This window comes from Streptomyces sp. NPDC058198 (assembly GCF_042882605.1).
GTDB lineage: Bacteria > Actinomycetota > Actinomycetes > Streptomycetales > Streptomycetaceae > Streptomyces.
On the sequence record NZ_JBHVVP010000004.1, the window covers coordinates 97,470 to 115,050 of the forward strand.

General features: G+C 70.0%; 16 protein-coding genes. 6 read left to right on the forward strand and 10 right to left on the reverse strand.

What is annotated here, in order from left to right; translation table 11 throughout:
- Positions 1-111: 111 nt before the first annotated feature.
- Genes ACFVWW_RS16545 through ACFVWW_RS16555 form a run of 3 tightly spaced genes read right to left on the reverse strand, consistent with a single transcriptional unit; the run spans position 112 to position 3,139 of the window.
- The gene (locus ACFVWW_RS16545) at positions 112-1,392 is read right to left on the reverse strand and encodes a cytochrome P450 (protein ID WP_386879159.1); all 1,281 of its coding nucleotides are present in this window, start codon (positions 1,390-1,392) and stop codon (positions 112-114) included.
- Positions 1,393-1,446: 54 nt separating this feature from the next.
- Positions 1,447-2,445 carry a nucleoside triphosphate pyrophosphohydrolase gene (locus ACFVWW_RS16550; RefSeq protein ID WP_384187329.1) on the reverse strand — a complete coding sequence of 333 codons (999 nt, stop codon included), beginning with the start codon at positions 2,443-2,445 and terminating at the stop codon, positions 1,447-1,449.
- Positions 2,446-2,482: 37 nt separating this feature from the next.
- Positions 2,483-3,139: a SurA N-terminal domain-containing protein gene (locus ACFVWW_RS16555; RefSeq protein WP_384333680.1), complete on the reverse strand. Its 657-nt coding sequence runs from the start codon at positions 3,137-3,139 to the stop codon at positions 2,483-2,485.
- Positions 3,140-3,582: 443 nt separating this feature from the next.
- Between ACFVWW_RS16555 and ACFVWW_RS16560 the strand changes: the two genes are divergently transcribed.
- Positions 3,583-4,737, forward strand: a complete 1,155-nt coding sequence (locus ACFVWW_RS16560; RefSeq protein WP_384187323.1) for an acyltransferase family protein — start codon at positions 3,583-3,585, stop codon at positions 4,735-4,737.
- Here ACFVWW_RS16560 and ACFVWW_RS16565 read toward each other — a convergent pair.
- The 5 genes from ACFVWW_RS16565 to ACFVWW_RS16585 form a co-directional block, all read right to left on the reverse strand.
- Complete coding sequence (locus ACFVWW_RS16565) at positions 4,711-5,172, reverse strand: GtrA family protein (protein ID WP_384333683.1); 462 nt, start codon at positions 5,170-5,172, stop codon at positions 4,711-4,713. The two genes, ACFVWW_RS16560 and ACFVWW_RS16565, sit on opposite strands and share 27 nt — an antisense overlap.
- A 132-nt stretch (positions 5,173-5,304) precedes the next feature.
- On the reverse strand, positions 5,305-6,765 hold the full coding sequence (locus ACFVWW_RS16570) for a multicopper oxidase family protein (RefSeq protein ID WP_384187319.1): 1,461 nt from the start codon (positions 6,763-6,765) through the stop codon (positions 5,305-5,307).
- Between the two features lie 185 nt (positions 6,766-6,950).
- Positions 6,951-8,483: a serine/threonine-protein kinase gene (locus ACFVWW_RS16575; protein ID WP_386879160.1), complete on the reverse strand. Its 1,533-nt coding sequence runs from the start codon at positions 8,481-8,483 to the stop codon at positions 6,951-6,953.
- On the reverse strand, positions 8,480-9,127 hold the full coding sequence (locus ACFVWW_RS16580) for a hypothetical protein (protein ID WP_386879161.1): 648 nt from the start codon (positions 9,125-9,127) through the stop codon (positions 8,480-8,482). The genes ACFVWW_RS16575 and ACFVWW_RS16580 overlap by 4 nt, the downstream gene beginning before the upstream one ends.
- Before the next feature lie 152 nt (positions 9,128-9,279).
- Entirely contained in the window at positions 9,280-11,343 is a 2,064-nt protein-coding gene (locus tag ACFVWW_RS16585) for an N-6 DNA methylase (RefSeq protein ID WP_386879162.1), read from the reverse strand.
- A gap of 262 nt (positions 11,344-11,605) precedes the next feature.
- Here ACFVWW_RS16585 and ACFVWW_RS16590 point away from each other — a divergent pair, with 262 nt between their 5' ends.
- The 5 genes from ACFVWW_RS16590 (at position 11,606) to ACFVWW_RS16610 (ending at position 14,984) form a co-directional block, all read left to right on the forward strand.
- Positions 11,606-12,418, forward strand: coding sequence for a hypothetical protein (locus ACFVWW_RS16590; protein ID WP_384187306.1), 813 nt, complete (start codon positions 11,606-11,608; stop codon positions 12,416-12,418).
- Between the two features lie 64 nt (positions 12,419-12,482).
- Complete coding sequence (locus ACFVWW_RS16595; RefSeq protein WP_386879163.1) at positions 12,483-13,415, forward strand: aminoglycoside phosphotransferase family protein; 933 nt, start codon at positions 12,483-12,485, stop codon at positions 13,413-13,415.
- A gap of 112 nt (positions 13,416-13,527) precedes the next feature.
- Positions 13,528-13,722: a hypothetical protein gene (locus ACFVWW_RS16600; RefSeq protein ID WP_384333695.1), complete on the forward strand. Its 195-nt coding sequence runs from the start codon at positions 13,528-13,530 to the stop codon at positions 13,720-13,722.
- Between the two features lie 146 nt (positions 13,723-13,868).
- Positions 13,869-14,354, forward strand: a complete 486-nt coding sequence (locus tag ACFVWW_RS16605; protein ID WP_386879164.1) for a DUF6924 domain-containing protein — start codon at positions 13,869-13,871, stop codon at positions 14,352-14,354.
- A 207-nt stretch (positions 14,355-14,561) separates the two neighbouring features.
- Positions 14,562-14,984 carry an Imm21 family immunity protein gene (locus ACFVWW_RS16610; RefSeq protein WP_386879165.1) on the forward strand — a complete coding sequence of 141 codons (423 nt, stop codon included), beginning with the start codon at positions 14,562-14,564 and terminating at the stop codon, positions 14,982-14,984.
- 391 nt (positions 14,985-15,375) lie between these two features.
- Here ACFVWW_RS16610 and ACFVWW_RS16615 read toward each other — a convergent pair whose 3' ends face one another.
- Positions 15,376-16,692, reverse strand: coding sequence for an MFS transporter (locus ACFVWW_RS16615; RefSeq protein ID WP_386879166.1), 1,317 nt, complete (start codon positions 16,690-16,692; stop codon positions 15,376-15,378).
- Positions 16,689-17,297 carry an ArsR/SmtB family transcription factor gene (locus tag ACFVWW_RS16620; RefSeq protein WP_386879167.1) on the reverse strand — a complete coding sequence of 203 codons (609 nt, stop codon included), beginning with the start codon at positions 17,295-17,297 and terminating at the stop codon, positions 16,689-16,691. The genes ACFVWW_RS16615 and ACFVWW_RS16620 overlap by 4 nt, the downstream gene beginning before the upstream one ends.
- Positions 17,298-17,581: the final 284 nt, after the last annotated feature.

A 17,581-nucleotide genomic window follows, 5' to 3' on the forward strand; every position in this document is an offset into this window, starting at 1 on the left:
TTCGACTACGGCGTGTTGCTGCTGAGTCGTCGGTGAACGTAGCGGTACTCGAACGCTTGTCACAAGTCGATGCAGCAGAGATCACGCGAAAGTCACAGTCCTGACGTTCCGTCAGCCGGACAATGGCGTGAACTGCACCGGAAGCGTGCGCAATCCACGCATGATGAGCCCTCCACGCCATCGCAAATCAGCAGGATCCTGGGCAAGCCGTACATCGGGCAGCCGGGTCAGCAGCGTGGCGAGCGCGGCCTGTCCCTCCAGCCGGGCGAGCGGGGCGCCGAGGCAGTAGTGGATGCCGTGTCCGTAGCCGAGATGCTGATTGTCACGCCGAGCGAGATCGAGCGTGTCCGGATCGGCGAACCGCTCCGGGTCACGGTCGGCGGCGGCGAGTACGACCAGGACGGGATCGCCCGCCGCGATCCCCTGTCCGCCGAGCGTCAGCGGCTCGGTGGCGTAGCGCCAGGTCGCCATCTCCACGGGCCCGTCGTACCGCAGCAGCTCCTCGACCCCCGTCGCGAGCAGCCCCGTCTCCCCCGCGTCGAGCGAGCGCTGCAGCCGCGCGCGCTGCTCGGGGTGGCGCAGCAGGGCGTACATCCCGTTGCCGATGAGGTTGACCGTGGTCTCGAACCCCGCGAAGAGCAGGATGAAGGCCATCGCCGCGGCTTCGTTCTCGGTGAGGTGCTCGCCGTGGTCGCTGGAGCGGATCAGACCGGAGATCAGGTCCTCGCCGGGGTTCTCCCTCTTACGGTGGATGAGCTCGGCGAGATATCCGCGCATCTTCTTGACCGAGCGCGCGACCCCGCCGCGCGGCCCGCCGCCGTGCCGGATCATCATGCCCGCCCAGTCCCGGAAGTCGTCCTGGTCCTCGCGCGGCACCCCGAGCAGATCGCAGATCGCGTAGATGGGCAGCGGGAAGGCGAAGTCATGGATCAGGTCCGCCTCCCCGTCCGCCGCGAAGCCGTCGATGAGCCGGTCCGTCAGCTCCTGTACGCGCGGGGCGAACTCGGCGACCGTACGGGGCGTGAACGCCTTGGACACCAGCCGCCGCAGCCGGGTGTGGTCGGGCGGGTCGATATTCAGCAGGTGCGTCATCAGCTCCGCCTTGCGCTCCCCCGGGATCCCCGTCTTCCCCTTGGCATGCGCCGGTCCCGCGTGATGCGTGGGGTTCTTGGAGAGCCGTGGGTCGGCGAGCGCCTGCCTGGCGTCCCCGTACCGCGTCACGAGCCACGCCTCGACCCCACTGGGCAGCGCGGTCCTGTGCACGGGCGCGTGCTCGCGCAGCCAGGCGTAGGCGGGGTAGGGATCGGTGGCGAACTCCCAGGTGAAGAGCGCGGGCACCTCATCGGGTCCGTCGTGCGCGGGGGCCGGGGCGGCGGCAGGCTGATCGGGCATGCCCCGACAGTAACGGCCTGATCAGACGCGGATCAGCGGTGGATCAGCCGCGGATCAGCCGCGCTCGGGGTGGCCCTCGGCGGCGCGGATCGCGTCCCGGTAGGTACGGGCGGCGACGCGCAGGGCGGTTTCCGGGTCGACGCCGGTCTCCTCCGCGCGTACGGCCAGGGCGAGCAGCTCGTACCCGATGCCCTCGCCGCGCGGGACGGGGACCTCCAGGGCGGCGGTGCGGGCGCGGCCCGCGAGCTTGGAGGCGAGGGCCAGTCCTGGCTGGCCCAGCGGTACACCGTCGGTGACCGAGTCGCGCTGCTTCTCGACCGCTTTCATCCGGAGCCAGTGCGCCTTGACCTCCGCCGGGGTCTCGGCCGTCTCGTCACCGAAGACATGAGGATGGCGGTGGATGAGCTTGTCCACGATCGTGCCGGCGACATCGTCGATGGAGAACGGCTCGATCTCCTCGTCCAGGCCGTCCTGGGCGATCCGGGCGTGGAAGACGACCTGGAGGAGTACGTCCCCGAGCTCCTCGCGCAGTTCGTCGCCGTCGCCGTCCTCGATCGCCTCGACGAGTTCGTACGCCTCCTCGATGCCGTACTTGGCGAGGCCCTGGTGCGTCTGCGCCGACGACCACGGGCACTCGACGCGGATCCGGTCCATGACCTGGACGAGATCGAGGAGCCGGGCGCCCGGCAGGTCGTACGAGCCGGGGAGCAGCTCCAGGTCCGGCATCTGGACGCGGCCGGAGCCGGCCAGCCGGGCGAGGCCGTCGGTGAGCGGCCCGTCGGTGCCGTCGCCCTGGCTGGAGGGGACGACCACGACCGTACGGCCGCCGGCGCAGGCGTCGACCAGCTCTTCCGCGCTGGGCGCGGTGTGCTCGACGGTGACGCCGGCCTCGCGCAGATACGGCAGCTGCGGGTGGCCGGCGTCGGCGCACAGCACCCGGTCCGCGGCGTGCAGCGTCTGCCAGGCGGGCCAGGACAGCAGGCCGGGAGCGACCCGGTGGCTGGCGGTCAGCAGGACGATACGGCCGGGGGCGGCGGGAGCTTCGTCTGTCACCACTCGAACCTACCTCCGGCCGCCGGCCGCGCCGACCTCAGGCTCCGGTCGGCTCCTGCTCCGGCGTCTGGCGGGTGACCTGGGTGATCCAGGGGGTCTTCGCCGCGCCCAGCTGGACCTGCTTGACGTCCCAGCTGCCGTAGCGCGGATTGACATCGATCCCGAGCTTCTCGGACGTCTTGGTCAGCTCGGCGAGGACCGTCTGCTGGCCCTGCGGTGTCGTGGTGTTGGCGCCGATCGCCTGGGCCAGCTTGGTCAGCAGGACCTCACGGCGGATCGCGGCGTCGATCTGGCCCTCGGAGAGCGCACCCTGCTGGAGCAGCATCGCGGCGAACTGCTTCTCGCCGCCCGACTGTGCGGCGGCCTGCTGCCGGGTGCCCTGGATCTCCTTGCGGCTGATCTTCACCCCGGCGTCGGCCGCCGCCCGGTCCAGGATCCGGTCGAAGATCATGCTGTTCAGCTTGGCCTGGCTGAGCTGCCCGGTGTTCTTGATGAGCTGCGCGGCCTCCGGCGAGGCGTCCTGCGCGTCCCGGACCTCGCGTACCTCGGCCTGGAGTGCGGACACCTCGATCCGCTCCCCGCCGACGACGGCCGCCGCTCCCGGGTGCGCGTCATTGCCGCAGGCGGTGAGCAGTGGGGCCGCGGCGAGAAGCGCGACGGAGATGGAGAGCGCGGTGCGACGGCGGCGGTGCAAAGGGGCCTCCCGGCGTGATTGTGCGGCGATGCACAAGGCCTAGCAGTGACCGATGGTAGGCAGTCCGCGTGGTCCGGGCCACTGGTTCGGCCAACGAACCACGGGAAGATTGGCGCAGGTGGTGCGGTTCGGGCCCCGACGCGGCCGGTAACCCGCCGCGGAACCATCGCCACGGCCCTACCGGCAGTTCACCCCGCGGTCACCTGTACCGAGGTTCTGTTCATTCTGCTGATGTCGCCCCGTTCACCGGACGCCGCCTACTGTCCTTCTGCCGGCGCGCTGCCGCCGTGCCTTTCTTCACAGACCCTTCGAGTCCCGCCCCGGCGCCGGGCCGGATGCCCGCCACCGGTGCCGGGGCCTTCCGTCGCACCGCCGCATCCGGCCCCGCCGGGCGTACTCACGCGCCTCTCGCGCACTGGCGCCGACGGACGGAACGAAACGGAATGACTCACGCGACACTGGCTCGGGTACCGGATCCGGCACCCGAGCCGGAGAGCCCGTCGGTGCCCCCGGCGGCCGCCGCCCCGAAGCACGACCGTATGCGCGCCCTGGACGGGCTGCGCATCCTGGCGGCGCTCATGGTCTGCGTCTACCACTACGCGGGCAGGGGCGGCCAGATCAGCGACGTGTGGAGCCAGTCGCCCAAGGAGCTGTTCCCCGATCTGTCCGCGGCCGCCGCCTACGGCTGTCTCGGCGTGCAGATCTTCTTCGTCATCAGCGGCTTCGTCATCTGTATGAGCAGCTGGGGACGGTCGCTCGGGGACTTCTTCCGCTCGCGCGTCTCCCGGCTCTACCCGGCGTACTGGGCGGCCATCGTCCTGGTCACCGCCGCGTGCGTCGTGCTCCCCTCGGTCAGCGAGCCGCTGCGCCTCAACGAGGTGCTGGTCAACCTGACCATGCTCCAGCAGCCGATGGGCGTGAACCGGGTGCTGGGAGTGTGCTGGACCCTGTGGGTCGAGGCGCGCTTCTATCTGCTCTTCGCGCTCTTCGTGGTGTGGAAGGGCGTCACCTACCGCCGGGTCGTGATCTTCTGCTGTCTGTGGACCGTGGCCGGCGCGCTGGCCGCCGTCGCCGACCAGCCGCTCGTCGACGAGATCGTGATGCGGGAACACGCGCCGTTCTTCATCGGCGGTCTCGCGCTCTATCTGATCCACCGGTACGGCAGCGATCTGCTGCTCTGGGGCATCGTCGGCACCAGCTGGCTGCTCGGCCAGCGCTACTCGACCGTCGCGCTGTGGAACCCGGACGCGACCAATGTCTTCCAGGAGCGCTCCCCGTACGTGATCCTGCTGATCGTCACCTTCGCCTTCGCGTCGGTGGCCGCGGTCGCCCTGGGGTGGCTGCGCTGGGCGAACTGGCGCTGGCTGACACTCGCCGGGGTGCTCACGTACCCCTTCTACCTGGTCCACGAGCATCTCGGCTGGTTCGCGATCACCATCCTGCACCGGCACTTCGGCCTGGACGCGAGACTGACCCTGGTCGCCACGATCGCCTCGATGCTCGTACTGGCGTGGCTCATCCACCGGCTGGTGGAGAAGCCGTTCGGGCCGCGCCTCAAGCGCGCGATGAAGCTACAGGCTGGACGGATGCGGGCGTAGGTCCCCGTCCGGGTCGCGTCCCTGGTCGCGCGCCTGGTCGTGCCCCTGGTTGGGGTCGTGCTCCCGGTCCGGGCGCAGCAGGATCGTGCGCGAGACCACGAAGGTGATCGGCACAGCCGCTGCCGCCGCGATGAGCGGCGCGTAGCGGCTGCCGAAGTGCGCCACGTCCACCAGCAGATAGACACCGCTCGTGGTGATCACGAAGTTCGCGGCGTTGGTGAGCGGGAAGAGCAGGAACTTCCGCCAGGTCGGGCGGGTGCGGTAGGTGAACCGGCTGTGCAGGAAGAACGAGCCCGTCATGCTCAGCAGAAAGGCGAGCACGTGCGAGACGACGTACGGCAGCCGGTTCAGCAGGAACAGATAACACGCGTAATACGTGCCGGTGTTGACCACGCCGACCAAGGCGAACCTGACCATCTGCAGCCGGACCGTCATCTGCGTACGAGCTCTCCCTGAGTCTGCCCGGCCCTGCCCCCGGAGCGCGGTGTGGCCACCAGGAAGTGTGACATGGTCCCCGCCGGCCGCCACGGGGGCCGTCCGGGCCGGGGCGGCCCGGACGGGCTCCGGTTATTTGACGATTTCCAGAGTGGCCATCATTCCCTCGTCCTCGTGATTGAGGATGTGGCAGTGGAAGACGGTTTTCCCGGTGTAGTCGCTGAACTTGTTCCTGATGACGATCTGCCCCCTGGCGGGGACGTTCGCGGTGTCCTGCATGCTGCGCGCGTCATACGGGCGGCCGTTGACGCTCATCAGCTGGAAGTGGTTGGTGTGCACGTGGAAGGAGTGTTCCTCGTCGCTGTCGTTGCGGACGGTCCACTCCTCCACCGTGTTCAGCCGGGACCGGACGTCGATGCGGTCCATGTCGAACTGCTTGCCGTTGATGTAGAACTTGTCCCCCGCCGCGTTCTCGGAGAAGACCAGGGTGCGCCGGGCGGCGAGCGTCGCGTTGTCCAGGTCCTCCCTGGGCGCGAAGGTGGCGGGCAGCTCCACCGGTGGCACCGCGGCTCCTTCCGAGACCACGGTGGCCAGTTGCTCCTTCGGGAACTGGTTGCCCGCGGACCCGGTGCTGTACGCGAGCGTCTGCAACTGGGTACGGCCCGCCGGACCGCCCCGTACGAGTACGTCGTACCGCGCGCCCGCCGCGATGAGGAGCGAATCCGCCGACCAGATCCGGTCGACGGGGCTGGCGTCCTGGGCGATCACCTGGAACTTCTGCCCCTCCAAATGGAGTTTGTAGTAAATATTGGCGCTGATGTTGGCCAGCCGCCAGAGCTGATATTCCCCCGGCCGGATACGGATGACCGGTTTCAGCTGGCCGTTGATCGTGCGCGTGGTGGCCGAGCCGATGTGCAGATCCTTGGTCTTGATGCTGTCGCCCTGGACCTGGAAGTCCTTCAGACCGATGACATGCTCGGTGATGTTCCGCAGGGACGGCGGCAGATACTGCTTCAGACCGTCGACGATGATGGCGCCGGACATTCCCCCGGCGACCTGCGCCGCGGACATCGGGTGCGCGTGCGAGTGGTACCAGTAGGTGCCGGGCTCAATGGTTTTCAGGAACTGGTACGAGTAGTGGAATGTCTCGCCCGGATGAATATGGACGAAGACATTGTCGGCGTTGCCCGACGGCGATACGTGCAATCCGTGCACATGCACGTTCGTGTACTTGTCCAGCCGGTTCCTCACCTCCAGTTCCAGCTTGTCGCCGGGCCGGATGCGCAGGGTGGGCGGCATGTAGCGGCCGTTGTACGTGAGCGCCCAGAGCTTGCGGCCGGCCACATCGACCTGACGCCTGCTCACATCGAGGCGCGCGCGCAGCAGCCCGTTGCGGCTCACCCACTCCTCCGGATCCTGCAGCGGGGCGCCCGGGGTCTGCGCCTGCGCCGCCGCCGACCGGCCGCCGCCACCGCCGCTGCCACCGCCGCTGCCGATGTCCGTATCGTCGCGGCTGGCGCAGCCGCTCACCGCGACGGCGCAGGCCAGAACCAGCGCCGCGGCGAGGCGGGTCAGGGTGAATCTGGACCGCATCACACCTCCAGGGGTGGGTGCCGCACGCCACGGACACACGTGGCCGGTGCGTCATCCACGGTCCGTGGGGTGCGAGTAAGGGAGTTGAACACCGAGAGCAGACCCCGATGTGCCCTCAGGTGTGTGGCATTAGCCCAGGAGAGGGCGCCGTCAAATCCCCCTGGATCCCGGCGAGAACAGCCTCTCTAGAGGCCCCGGAACTGCTGCTGGTGGTCGAGCGAGCGGCGGAGCTCGGCCGGGAGCGGGTGGTACGGGCCGTAGACCCGCTCCGCGTCCCACAGCAGGTTCTGCAACTGCTGCCGCGCCGCCGGGTGATCGCCCACCGCGAGCAGCAGATGCCCGACGCGGTGCCGGATGTCGAAGGCGCGGCCGGGATCGGTGCCGAGCGGCTGCCCGTTCTCGTGGTACGGGAGGACCGCGCGGTATTCGGCCAGCGCGGCGGCCGCCTCGCCGAGCTGCTCCAGGCACTGCGCGGCGTCGTAACGGAACTGGAGCGTCTGCGGATCGCCGGGCCCGGCCTCCGCGGCCCGGTCGTCGGCGAGCCGGCGTAGCTCCGGGAGCGCGCGGCGGTACTGGCCGTCGTCCATCAGCGTCGACGCGTACTGCTTGCGCAGGATGCGGACGACCGGGGAGTGCTCGCCGTGCTCGGCGGCGGCCGCCGGGAGGATGCCCCCGAGGATGTCCACGGCCCGGGTGATGCTGCCCTCGCCGAGCAGGCGTTTGACCTCGTCGACGGCGGCCGCGACATCCGGTCGCTCCGCAGGGACCGGCGGCTGCTGCGGCGCGGGCACGGACGGCGGGGTGGTGGCCCGGTCGGGCCAGGGGGCGTGCGGGCGCAGGAAGGGGCGGGTCGGGTCGAGCGGACCGGTCGCGGGGCCGCCCCGGGAGGGCAGCAGCGGGGCGAGCTGCTCGTACACCTCCTGGGCTCCGGCCGGGCGGTGCTGCGGGTCCTTGGCGAGCAGCCGGAGGACGAGCTCTTCGAGCCGGTCGGGGACCTCGGGTCTGAGCCGGCGGACGGGCACCGGCGGCTCGTACAGATGGCGGTGGAGCACACCGAGGACGGTGGAGCCCGCGAACGGCACATTGCCGCTGAGGAGTTCGTGCAGGAGCACACCGAGGGCGTAGAGATCGGTGTACGGGCCGACCGCTCCGCCCATCGCCTGCTCCGGGGCCATGTAGGCGGGGCTGCCGATGGGTGATCCGGTGTGGGTGAGGCGGGTGGTGTCGGTGTCGATGACGGACGCGACGCCGAGGTCGAGGACGGTGATCGCGCCGTCGGGCCTGACCATCACATTCCGCGGTTTGAGGTCGCGGTGGACGATGGGCACGGCGTGCACGGCGGCGAGTACGGCGCACAGCTGGGCGGCGACCGAGACGGCCCACGGCCAGGGGTACGGATCGTGTTCGGCGAGATGGTCGGCGAGGTCGGCGCCCTCGACGTACTGCATGACGAGATAGAGGTCGTCGCTGTCACTGCCCGCGTCATGGACGGTGACCAGGCCGGGGTGGTCGACCTGGGCGGTGACCCGGCACTCGCGGACGAAGCGGCGGCGCATCTCGTCGGCGCCGGTGGCGGCCGCCATCCGGTCGGGGCGGAGCAGTTTCACCGCCACGCGGCGGTCGAGCCGCTGGTCGTACGCCGTCCAGACCTGGCCCATACCGCCCTGGCCGATGACGGTGGACAGCTCGTAACGGCCGGCGATGACCCGTCCGTTCACCGGCCTTCCTGGCCCTTGCGCAGGATGTCACTGAGCTCGTCCAGCTCGGCGCGGACCTGGTCGATACGGGGAGGCGTGTGCGACGGCTGGGACTGGACGGACGGCGGCTGGACGGGCGGCGGCTGGACGGGCGGCGGCTGGACGGAGGGCGGCCGCACCGGCGGAGGCAGGACTGGGCGGACCGGCTCGGGCGGCACCGGCTGCGGCTGGGGCCGCGTCTGGGCGGTGGCGGAGAACGGCGGGTAGCCGTAGCCGTATTGCTGCTGCTGCGGTGCGTACGGACCCGGCGGGGTCCTGCCGTGCACGGCGAAGTGCTTGATGTCGGCGACCAGATAGTGCGTCGTGATCGCGATCGACATCAGGAAGAGCAGACCGATGAGGGCCATGTCGATGTCCCGCGGCTCCTCCGTCTCGCTCCCGCCGATGAATATCAGCGCGCCGAAGGCCAGGATGACGGTGACGCAGAACAGCACCCAGTCGAGCGCGCGGCTGCGCATGATCGCGATCCGCAGCATCGCCACCCAGCCGAGGAACCCGACGCTGAGCATCGTGATGGCCACGAGCAGCACCCTGAGCGTGACGAGCACGGCGGGGTGCGGTCGCCGCCGGGGCGTCGGCGTGAAGCCGGGGCCGGGGCCGTACATGACTGCTCCTGGATGCCTGGTCGAGGTGGGCACGGGATACGAACGCGGATCCGGATCCGGGATCCATGTCGGAATCCGGGACGGTACGGGACGAGCGTATACACCGACACGGACACCCGGCCCGGAGTTGTACCGAACCGATGTCGAGCTGATCACATCGTGACGGTGCCGTCCGTCAGTCCGTCGTACAGCCCTTGCGTCAGCTGCTCCCCCAGCCGTCCCGTGAGCCTCAGCGCGTCCTCGAACGCGGCGAGCGCGCGGAAGCGTTCCCCGTACCGCCGCTGGTCCGCGAGCGGCAGCCTCGGCAGCTGGAGACGGCGTACGTCGAGCCGGGTCGCGCTGGACGCGTAGCTGCTGGCCTGCCGGTTGTTGGCGGTGCCGCGCAGGAAGCCGGCGAGGAACCACGGGTCGAGGGTGGCCGGATCGGGGCGCAGCAGCTGCAGGTTGCGGCCGAGCGCCGCGCCCGCCGTGGCGGCGTCGACGACCCGGGCGACCGCGCCGCCGCCGAGGACGGGCACGACGACATCGCCCTCCTCGGTCCGTACGGGCTCCTCGGCCGCGCCCTCGGGGAGCGTGCCCGAGGGGGCGCGTCCTGCGAGCACGTCCTGCTCGGTGAGAACGGGCACGGGGGTGGCGGCGGTGGTTCCCGTACCGCCCGTGTGCAGGACCAGCGCGCCGGCGCGGGCGAGTTCACCGACGGTGGTGGCGAGCCGGTGGGCCGGCTGCGCCGCTCCCGCAGGACCGGCGGGCCCGGTGGTCTGCGGGGTGAGCTCCACCGTCAGCCGCAGGGTGTCGGCCAGCCGCTCCCGTACGCGCGCCAGTTCGGCCGCCCCGCCACCGGCGGCCGGGGGCGGGAGATGCCGGGCGGGGGCCAGGTCCACGTCGTCGTCGAGGAGTTCGAGGACGGGCACCGCACGGCTGACGCCCGGCTGCTCCTCGACCGTGCCCTGCCGGTCGAAGGGCTGCCAGGCGTCGAGGACGGCGGCGTGGACCGTCCCCCAGTCGACGTTGTCGCGGCCGCCGCCCGCCGAGAGTTCGGCGGTGTCGACGAGCAGCAGCTCGGGCGCGGGCCGGCCGCCGGCGACGGGCTTGCGCAGCACCCAGAGGTGGAGCGGGATGCCGTACGGGGGCGCGGCTCCGGCGGGCAGGGCGACGACGGCGCGCAGGGCGCCGCGGCGGAGCAGATCGGCGCGGATCCGGCGGCCCGAGCGGCGGGACGCGGCGGCGGGCGGCATCAGCAGTACGGCGGCGCCGCCGGGCCGCAGTCGGGCCAGCGCGTGCTGGACCCAGGCGAGTTCGGACTCCGTACGGGCCGGGAATCCGTACTCCCAGCGCGGATCGTAGGCCAGCTCGTCATGGCCCCAGTTGCGCTCGTTGAACGGCGGATGGCAGAGCACGGTGTCGACGGTGAGCCGGGGGAAGGCGTCGGCGCGCAGGGTGTCCCCGGCCCTGGCCCTGACGTCGGCGTCCGTGTGCAGGGCGAGGCGCAGGGCGGTGAGCGCGGCCGGCTCCGGGGCGGCTTCCTGGGCGTACAGGGCGGCGGGATGCGGGACGGCGCGCAGCAGGGTGCCGGTGCCTGCGGCGGGGTCGAGGACGGTCACGCCCTTGGTGGTGGCGCCGGCCAGCGCCGTCATCAGCGCGGCCGCCTCGGGCGGGGTGGACGTGTACTGACGGGGGTTGGCGTCCAGATGCCGGCCGAGCAGGAACTCGTACGTCTGACGGGCGCCGCGCTCCGCCGCCAGTTCGGCGACGCCGCGCAGCAGCGGGACGGCGGGCAGCAGTTCCCGGGGCGCCGGGGTGTGAACAGCCCGGTCCGTGGGGGGTCCGAAGCGCGGGGTGAGCACCTCTTCGAGGGCCGCGGGCAGCAGCTCGGCGAGGCGCGCGTCGGAGGCGGCGGCCAGCTCCAGCCACTCCATCGGCCGTTCCCGTACGAGGAGCAGGACGCAGCCCGCGCGGACCAGGGCGGTGGCGGCGCCCGCGGGATCGCCGGAGAGCTCCTGCCAGACGCGCTCACTCAGCGGAACCTCGGCGAGTTTTCCCTGCTCACGAAGCCACTGCTCGACCTCGCCGAGCGCGAAGGCAGGGCTGGTCTCGGTGCCGCCGACGGGAAGCGGGAAGTCGGCGTGCCGACGCCGCCAGTTGGAGACGGCGGCCCGTCCCACCCCGGCGAGCCGGGCGATTCCGGCAGCCGTCACCTCTGCTGCGTTCTCCGGCACCTGGCTGCCTCCTTCACCGCACGACCTGTGGTGGCGCCGAGCATAGCGGCGCGGGCGGGCGAGAGGGATTCACAGCGTGGACTCATTCAAATCCCGTGAACCGTGTTGACTCGGTTCACAGCATCTGTTGTTATTGACGTATCGCTACACGGGACGGCCTCGAAGGCCCACCTCCCGCTGTGCCGTCAGCTTCTCGCCTGTTCCTTGCGCTTCTCCTCTCCTCTCCTTTCCGCCCGTTCCAGACGTCTCCTGGAGATCCGTCATGTCTGTCACCGCCGCTTCCCGTCCCCGTCGTATCCGTCGCGCCGTCCTCGGCACCCTCTGCGTGGCCGCCGTCCTCACGCTCCCGGCCTGCGGCCCGCTCGGCCAGGACAGCAAGGACCCCAAGACCACCGGTAAGACCACGGGCAAGGGCGGCGAGGAGAAGAAGGCCGCGCCCTTCGCGGACCTGTCGGGCCCCGAGATCGCCGAGAAGGCGTCCAAGGCCACCCGCGGCGCCTCCTCGCTGACCCTCAAGGCCGATCTGCAGGACACCGAGGAGGGGCACATCGTCTTCGACATGGCCCTCAGCACCAAGGGCGACTGCACGGGCACCATGTCGATGAACGACGAGGGCAATGTGATCATCACGAAGGTCGGCAAGACCGTCTACATGCAGTACGACGAGGAGTTCCTGCGGGCCCAGGCCAAGGGGGAGCCCAAGGCCGAGACCGACGCGGTGGTCAAGATGCTCGCCGGCCGCTGGGTGAAGACCGACGCCACGTCCCCGGACGCCAAGGACTTCGTCACCTTCTGCGACCTGGACGAGCTGCTGTCCGCGTACGAGGGCGGCTCGGTGGCCCGCAAGGGACCGCTCGGCACGGTGAACAACCAGCCGACGATCGCCCTCACCGAGACCGACGGCAAGGACAGCTACACGATGCACGTCGCCACGGAGGGCGAGCCCTATCTGCTGAAGGTCGTCTCCACCGGCACCGACCCCGGCACGATGATCTTCAGCGACTTCAACAAGCCGGTCCCCGCCAAGGTCCCCGCCGACAAGGACATCCTGGACCTGGACAACCTCAACGGCTGACCCCCGAAGGCTGACCCCCGAAGCGCCTCCGGCCCGGGAAAGGGCCGGCGCGTAAGGTGCCCGGATGATTGCGGTACCGGAGGCGTTCGTACGGAGCACCGTCGAGCGCGAAGGAGCGCCCGGAGCGGCGTGGCTCGCCGAACTGCCCGGGATCGTGGACGAGCTGCTGGAGCGCTGGGAATGCGCACCGGACGGCGAGGTCATGCACGGGGGCGTCGGGGTGATCGTCCCGGTGCGGCGGCGGGCCGAAGGGACCGCTGTGCTGAAAGTGTCATTTCCGCATCCCGGCAACGTCCATGAGCCGGACGCGTTCGCGGCATGGCGCGGGCGCGGCGCTGTCCTGCTGCACGAGCGCGACGACGAGCGGTTCGCGATGCTGCTCGAACGGGCCCGGACATCGACCCTGGCGGAGGTCGAAGACAGCGACGAGGTGGCGACGGCCGCAGGGCGGATCAATCGCCGACTGGCCATCCCCGCGCCGCCCGGCCTGCCCCGGCTGCGGGAGCAGGCCGCCACCTGGGAGGAGCAGCTCCGCAAGGACGCCAAGGAGCTGACGCACGCCCTGTCGGGTCACGTGGTGCACGCCGCCGCCGCGACCGTCCGCGAACTGGGGCGCGTCCAGCCGGACATCCTCATCCACGGCGACCTGCACGCCCGCAACATCCTGCGCGCCGACCGCGAGCCGTGGCTGGCCGTCGACCCCAAGGGGTACGTGGGAGACCCCGCCTACGACGGCGGCACCCTGCTCAAGACGCGCGCGCTCACACTCCTCGCGGCGGACGACCTGCGCACAGCTGTCCACCGCCTCCTGGACATCTTCGCCGAGGCCGCGGAACTCGATCGCGAACGCGTCCAGCGGTGGGCCCAGCTCCACGCCGTCCAGGCGGCGTTCTGGGGCCGCCGCCACGGATTCCGTATCGCCCGCAACGGACCACGGCTGGACCGGCTCACCCAATTCGTGGACCACCTGGCGGAGTTGCTCACGGAAGCGCGCTGAGATCCGCACCGCTGGACCATCGCCCCCGAGTTGCCGAAATCACGGGCAGCATCCCGCCGAGTGCGGATGGACCCCCCAGAACCTTCGCTGGCTGCTGGCCACCGTCGGGCCGGTGAGCATCTCCGAGTTCGGCCGCAACGTCGGCATCTCGGCCGCTCCGGTCCACCGCCGCGGCGGTTTCCACGACGCGACGCAGGCCCTGTTCCCGCACCTGGAAGTACTCATCGCCCAACGGCTGTTGTTCGGCATCTGCTCCGGCATCGCGCCGGACGGCATCGAGGACCTGCTCACGCAGGACGTCGACTGAGCCGGGGACTCACGATCCTGCTCTCCTACGTCAAGATCAGACGATGATGGCGACGCGTCGGATCGCGGCCTGGGGAGGCGAAGGCGATGTCAGTGCTCCGCGAAACAGTCGGACCCCAACCAGGGACCGAGGAAGGGGAGGAGTCCGTGAACGTGCTGCCCGAGATTGCCGGACGTGATGAATTCGCTGCTCTGATCATCAGAACCGACTACAACGACGAGGCGACATGGCAGGCGGTGGTGGCGGAGGCGACTCAGCCGTGGGGAAACAACGGCGAGTTTGAGGCCCATGTCCACCTGGTCGACGATCCCGTCTGCGCTGGGGCCACACCCGACGCCGTCCTCACCGCGGTGAGACGGGACGAGGACCTCAGCGTGGTCTTCATCGCCGATCGCGCCACGATGCAGTCTGCCCGCCGCGCTCTTCTCGCCCTCACCACCTCGACCGAGGACGAGGATCTCGACCCGATGTACTACCAAGAGCTCATCGACTCCCCGCCACCCCGCGAGTTCCGTACTACTCCGGCCGCCGTCCATGACGTGCACGCGAATCTGTCGATCGCGAACCTGGATTTCGAAGACTTTGCCGAGGCGGCACTCGCCGGTCCCGAAGGCATCCTGCGGCCCTTCTGAGGAGCCACCGGCTACACACCGATCCAGCTCCTCGACGAGTTTCTCGAGAGCCCGGAGCGCAATGGCGAGGCATTCCCGGCACCGCGTGCGCTCCAGACGAGCCGACTGATCCCCCCCACACAACATGATCGGAGACCTGATGGGCCTCACCTGGGTGACTTCAGCCGGCGGGCCGTTGATCCTGGTCGCCGAGTCAGCCTGCACACAGTGGGGTGGAACGCCGCGCAACTACCCCGACAAGAAGGCGATTACGGACGAGCCTGCGAGGTCGAGGGCTATGTTGGGCAGATCGATGGTGGCACTTCGCAGGCTCTGGTCCTCGGGGACATGCCCGCACGAACGACATTCCTCCCCCAGTTCAATGTCCTGGTCCGTGAGATCGCGGGCGACGACGAAGCAGAGCTGCCGGACCTGGTCGCTGGACTGCTGCCCAACGTGGACTGGGAACCCGGGCCCATTTGGAACGTCGCGGAGCCAGTCATCCTGTTCGACTCGGTTTACGACTCCACCGAGATCGAGAACGAGGAGCACCTACGCATCGACCTCGTGATGGGCGAGTACGTCATCGAGGCCGGTTACATCGAGACACCCGGCGAATACCTCATCCTTGTGCGGCTCACACTAGTCTGAGCCGCTGCCTCGGATGCTATGGACGAGAGCCCGGCGTCACCCGGGAATGTGGCTGCGTCACGCTCGGACTGTCGCAACGCAACACGCTCCGATACCAAGGTGGCAAACGCAGCCTCCGAGCTCCGCCAGCTCAATGACAACACGCAGTCATCCGCACACGGCCTCTGCGGACACAAGGCACACGTTCGCCGTCTACACGTTCGGTCTGCTGCTGAGGCAGGCGATCCGGGCGATGGGAATGAGCGGGGACCGGCGCTTCACGCTGGCCACAGACCCGACAGCCGGCGGCGGCTCTGTCCCTGCCCAGATGGTTAGAGGCTCGGCTCGCGGAGGGCCCACGAAAGGCCGTAGTCCGCGTGGTCCCGGTAGGCCATCACCGAAGCCCGGCGGATCAACGCGGCACTGGTCGATTGTCGTCGTCCGCGTCAGCAGGTGAATCCGCAGCGCTGTTCGGAGCCAGGGAGCGGATGCGGGGTATCGGTGAGGGCAGTAGCCAGAGCAGTGACAGGGCTCCGCCGACAGCGGCAATGAGGAGGGTCGCCCTCAGGCCGATGAGGGTAGCGAGCAGCCCTCCGACGATGGCGCCGACCGGGCGTATGCCGTAATTGATCGTGCCGTACGCGCCGGCCACGCGACTGCGCATGCCGTCGGGGATCACAGCGGCCTGGAGAGAGTTGAGGTTGACGTCGAACAGCATGACACCGAAGCCGGACAGGAATTCGGCCGCGGCCAAGGCGCCGGCACGGAGCCAGAGCGGACCGCCCGCGGCGGCGGCAATGGCGATCGGCGCCGGGAACAGCACCGCGCCAACGACGATGCTGCGCCCCACGCCGAACCGCCGCGAGAGCTTCGGGGCGGACACCGCGCCAAGGACGGAACCGGTCGCGCCGATCCCGAACGCGATGCCGATCGCTCCCGCCGACAATCCGAGGCTCCGGTTGGCGAACAGCACCATCAGCCCACTGCCCGCGACAAAGGTGAAGAAGTTGACGGTCGCCGCGCATCCGAGAGTCGCCCGCAGCACTGGGTGACGGACAACGAACGACAGTCCCTCTCGGGCACGTTGCAACAGCGAGGGCGCCCCTGCACTGCCGGAGGCGGCCGGCGGTTCGTCGACCGAAACCCGGCCGACCAGGACCGCTGACACCAGGAAGGTCAGGGCATCCACGACGACGGTGACGGGTGCGGTCAGCGCCTGTACCAGAGCGCCACCGATGGCCGGTCCGGCGACATACGATGCCGACCGGCTGGCGCTGAGCTTGCTGTTCGCGTCGACGTAGGACGCCCGCGGCACGAGGCGCACGAAGAACGGCGGATAGGCGGTGTTGAACAGCACCCCGGCTGTGCCCATCAGCAGCGCCACCGCATACAGCTGTCCCAGCGTCACCGCCCCTAACAGGTAGGCCGCCGGGACACTGAGCAGTACTGCGGCGCGCACCAGGTCGGCAAGGATCATCAGACGGCGCTTGTGGGCTCGTTGGTCGACCCATGCCCCCAGGAAGATCGCGAGCAGGTTCGGGGTCCAGATCAGTGCGGTCAGCCACGCCACCTGGTTGGCCGAGGCGTTCAGGGCGCTGATGGCGATCAGGGGCAGGGCCAGTTCGGTGATCCTGTCGCCTAACTGTGAAACCGACTGACCGGCCCAGAAGCGGCGGAACCGTCGATCCCGCCACAGCGATATCGCTGCGGTCCGGTCCGGGCTGTTCACGACGTCTGCCCGGTCTGCTCCTCGGCACCTTCCGGCAGGACGTAGCGCATCAGCCGGACGCCGCGGCCGTCCGCGGGCCGCTCGGCCGGATCGCGAGTCACGTACGGCGCGAGAACGCGCTCGATCCCGTCCTCGATGGCGGCGAGTTCCTCAGCCGAGACGACGACGCGGGTGTTGGCCAGCCCGGCCAGCCTGCCCCACGCCGGATCGAGTTCGGGCTCGACCTCGGCAGCCCACTGGCTCGGGAGGTCCGCATAGCGCACGAACATCTGCTGCGACAGCACCCGCGCGGCTGACCGGCCTTCCTCATCGGCCGGGTCCTGCGGTGCCTCGAATCGGAAGCCTCGTGCCACGGCCTCCCACCGTCGCTGGCGTCGGTCCGGGCCCGGCTCACTGTCGCGGACCAGTCCGAAGCTCGCCAAGTGGCGCAGATGCCAACTGGTCACCGACGGCGTCGCTCCCACGTCGGGCGCGAGTTGCGTCGCGGTCGCAGGCCCGTGCCGGTGGAGGTGGTCAAGGATCGCCAGCCGAACCGGATGCGCCAAGGCCCGCATGGCTTGGGGGTCAGTGATCTCGATATCGCCCAGGCGATTATGGGAGGCCATGACGTGAGAGTCTCCTCTCACAATTTGTGAGAGTCAACTCTCACGTCTGTGCGGGGCGACGGTCTCGGTCGGTAGGTTCTCGCCAACAGCCTCGGTGCGGCGCCCGAAACGGCGACGGCCCGGTTCGCCACACTCACCCGGCAGCGGCTCGGCCAAGAAGCCACGGCGAGTCATCTGATCGCGGGCCGCGGCATCGTAGAGATAGAACGGCCCCTCCCAGCCGATGGACGACGAAGCCCGCTGGCCCACCGCCCGACGCCTGCTGCACGACGACAGAGAGGAAA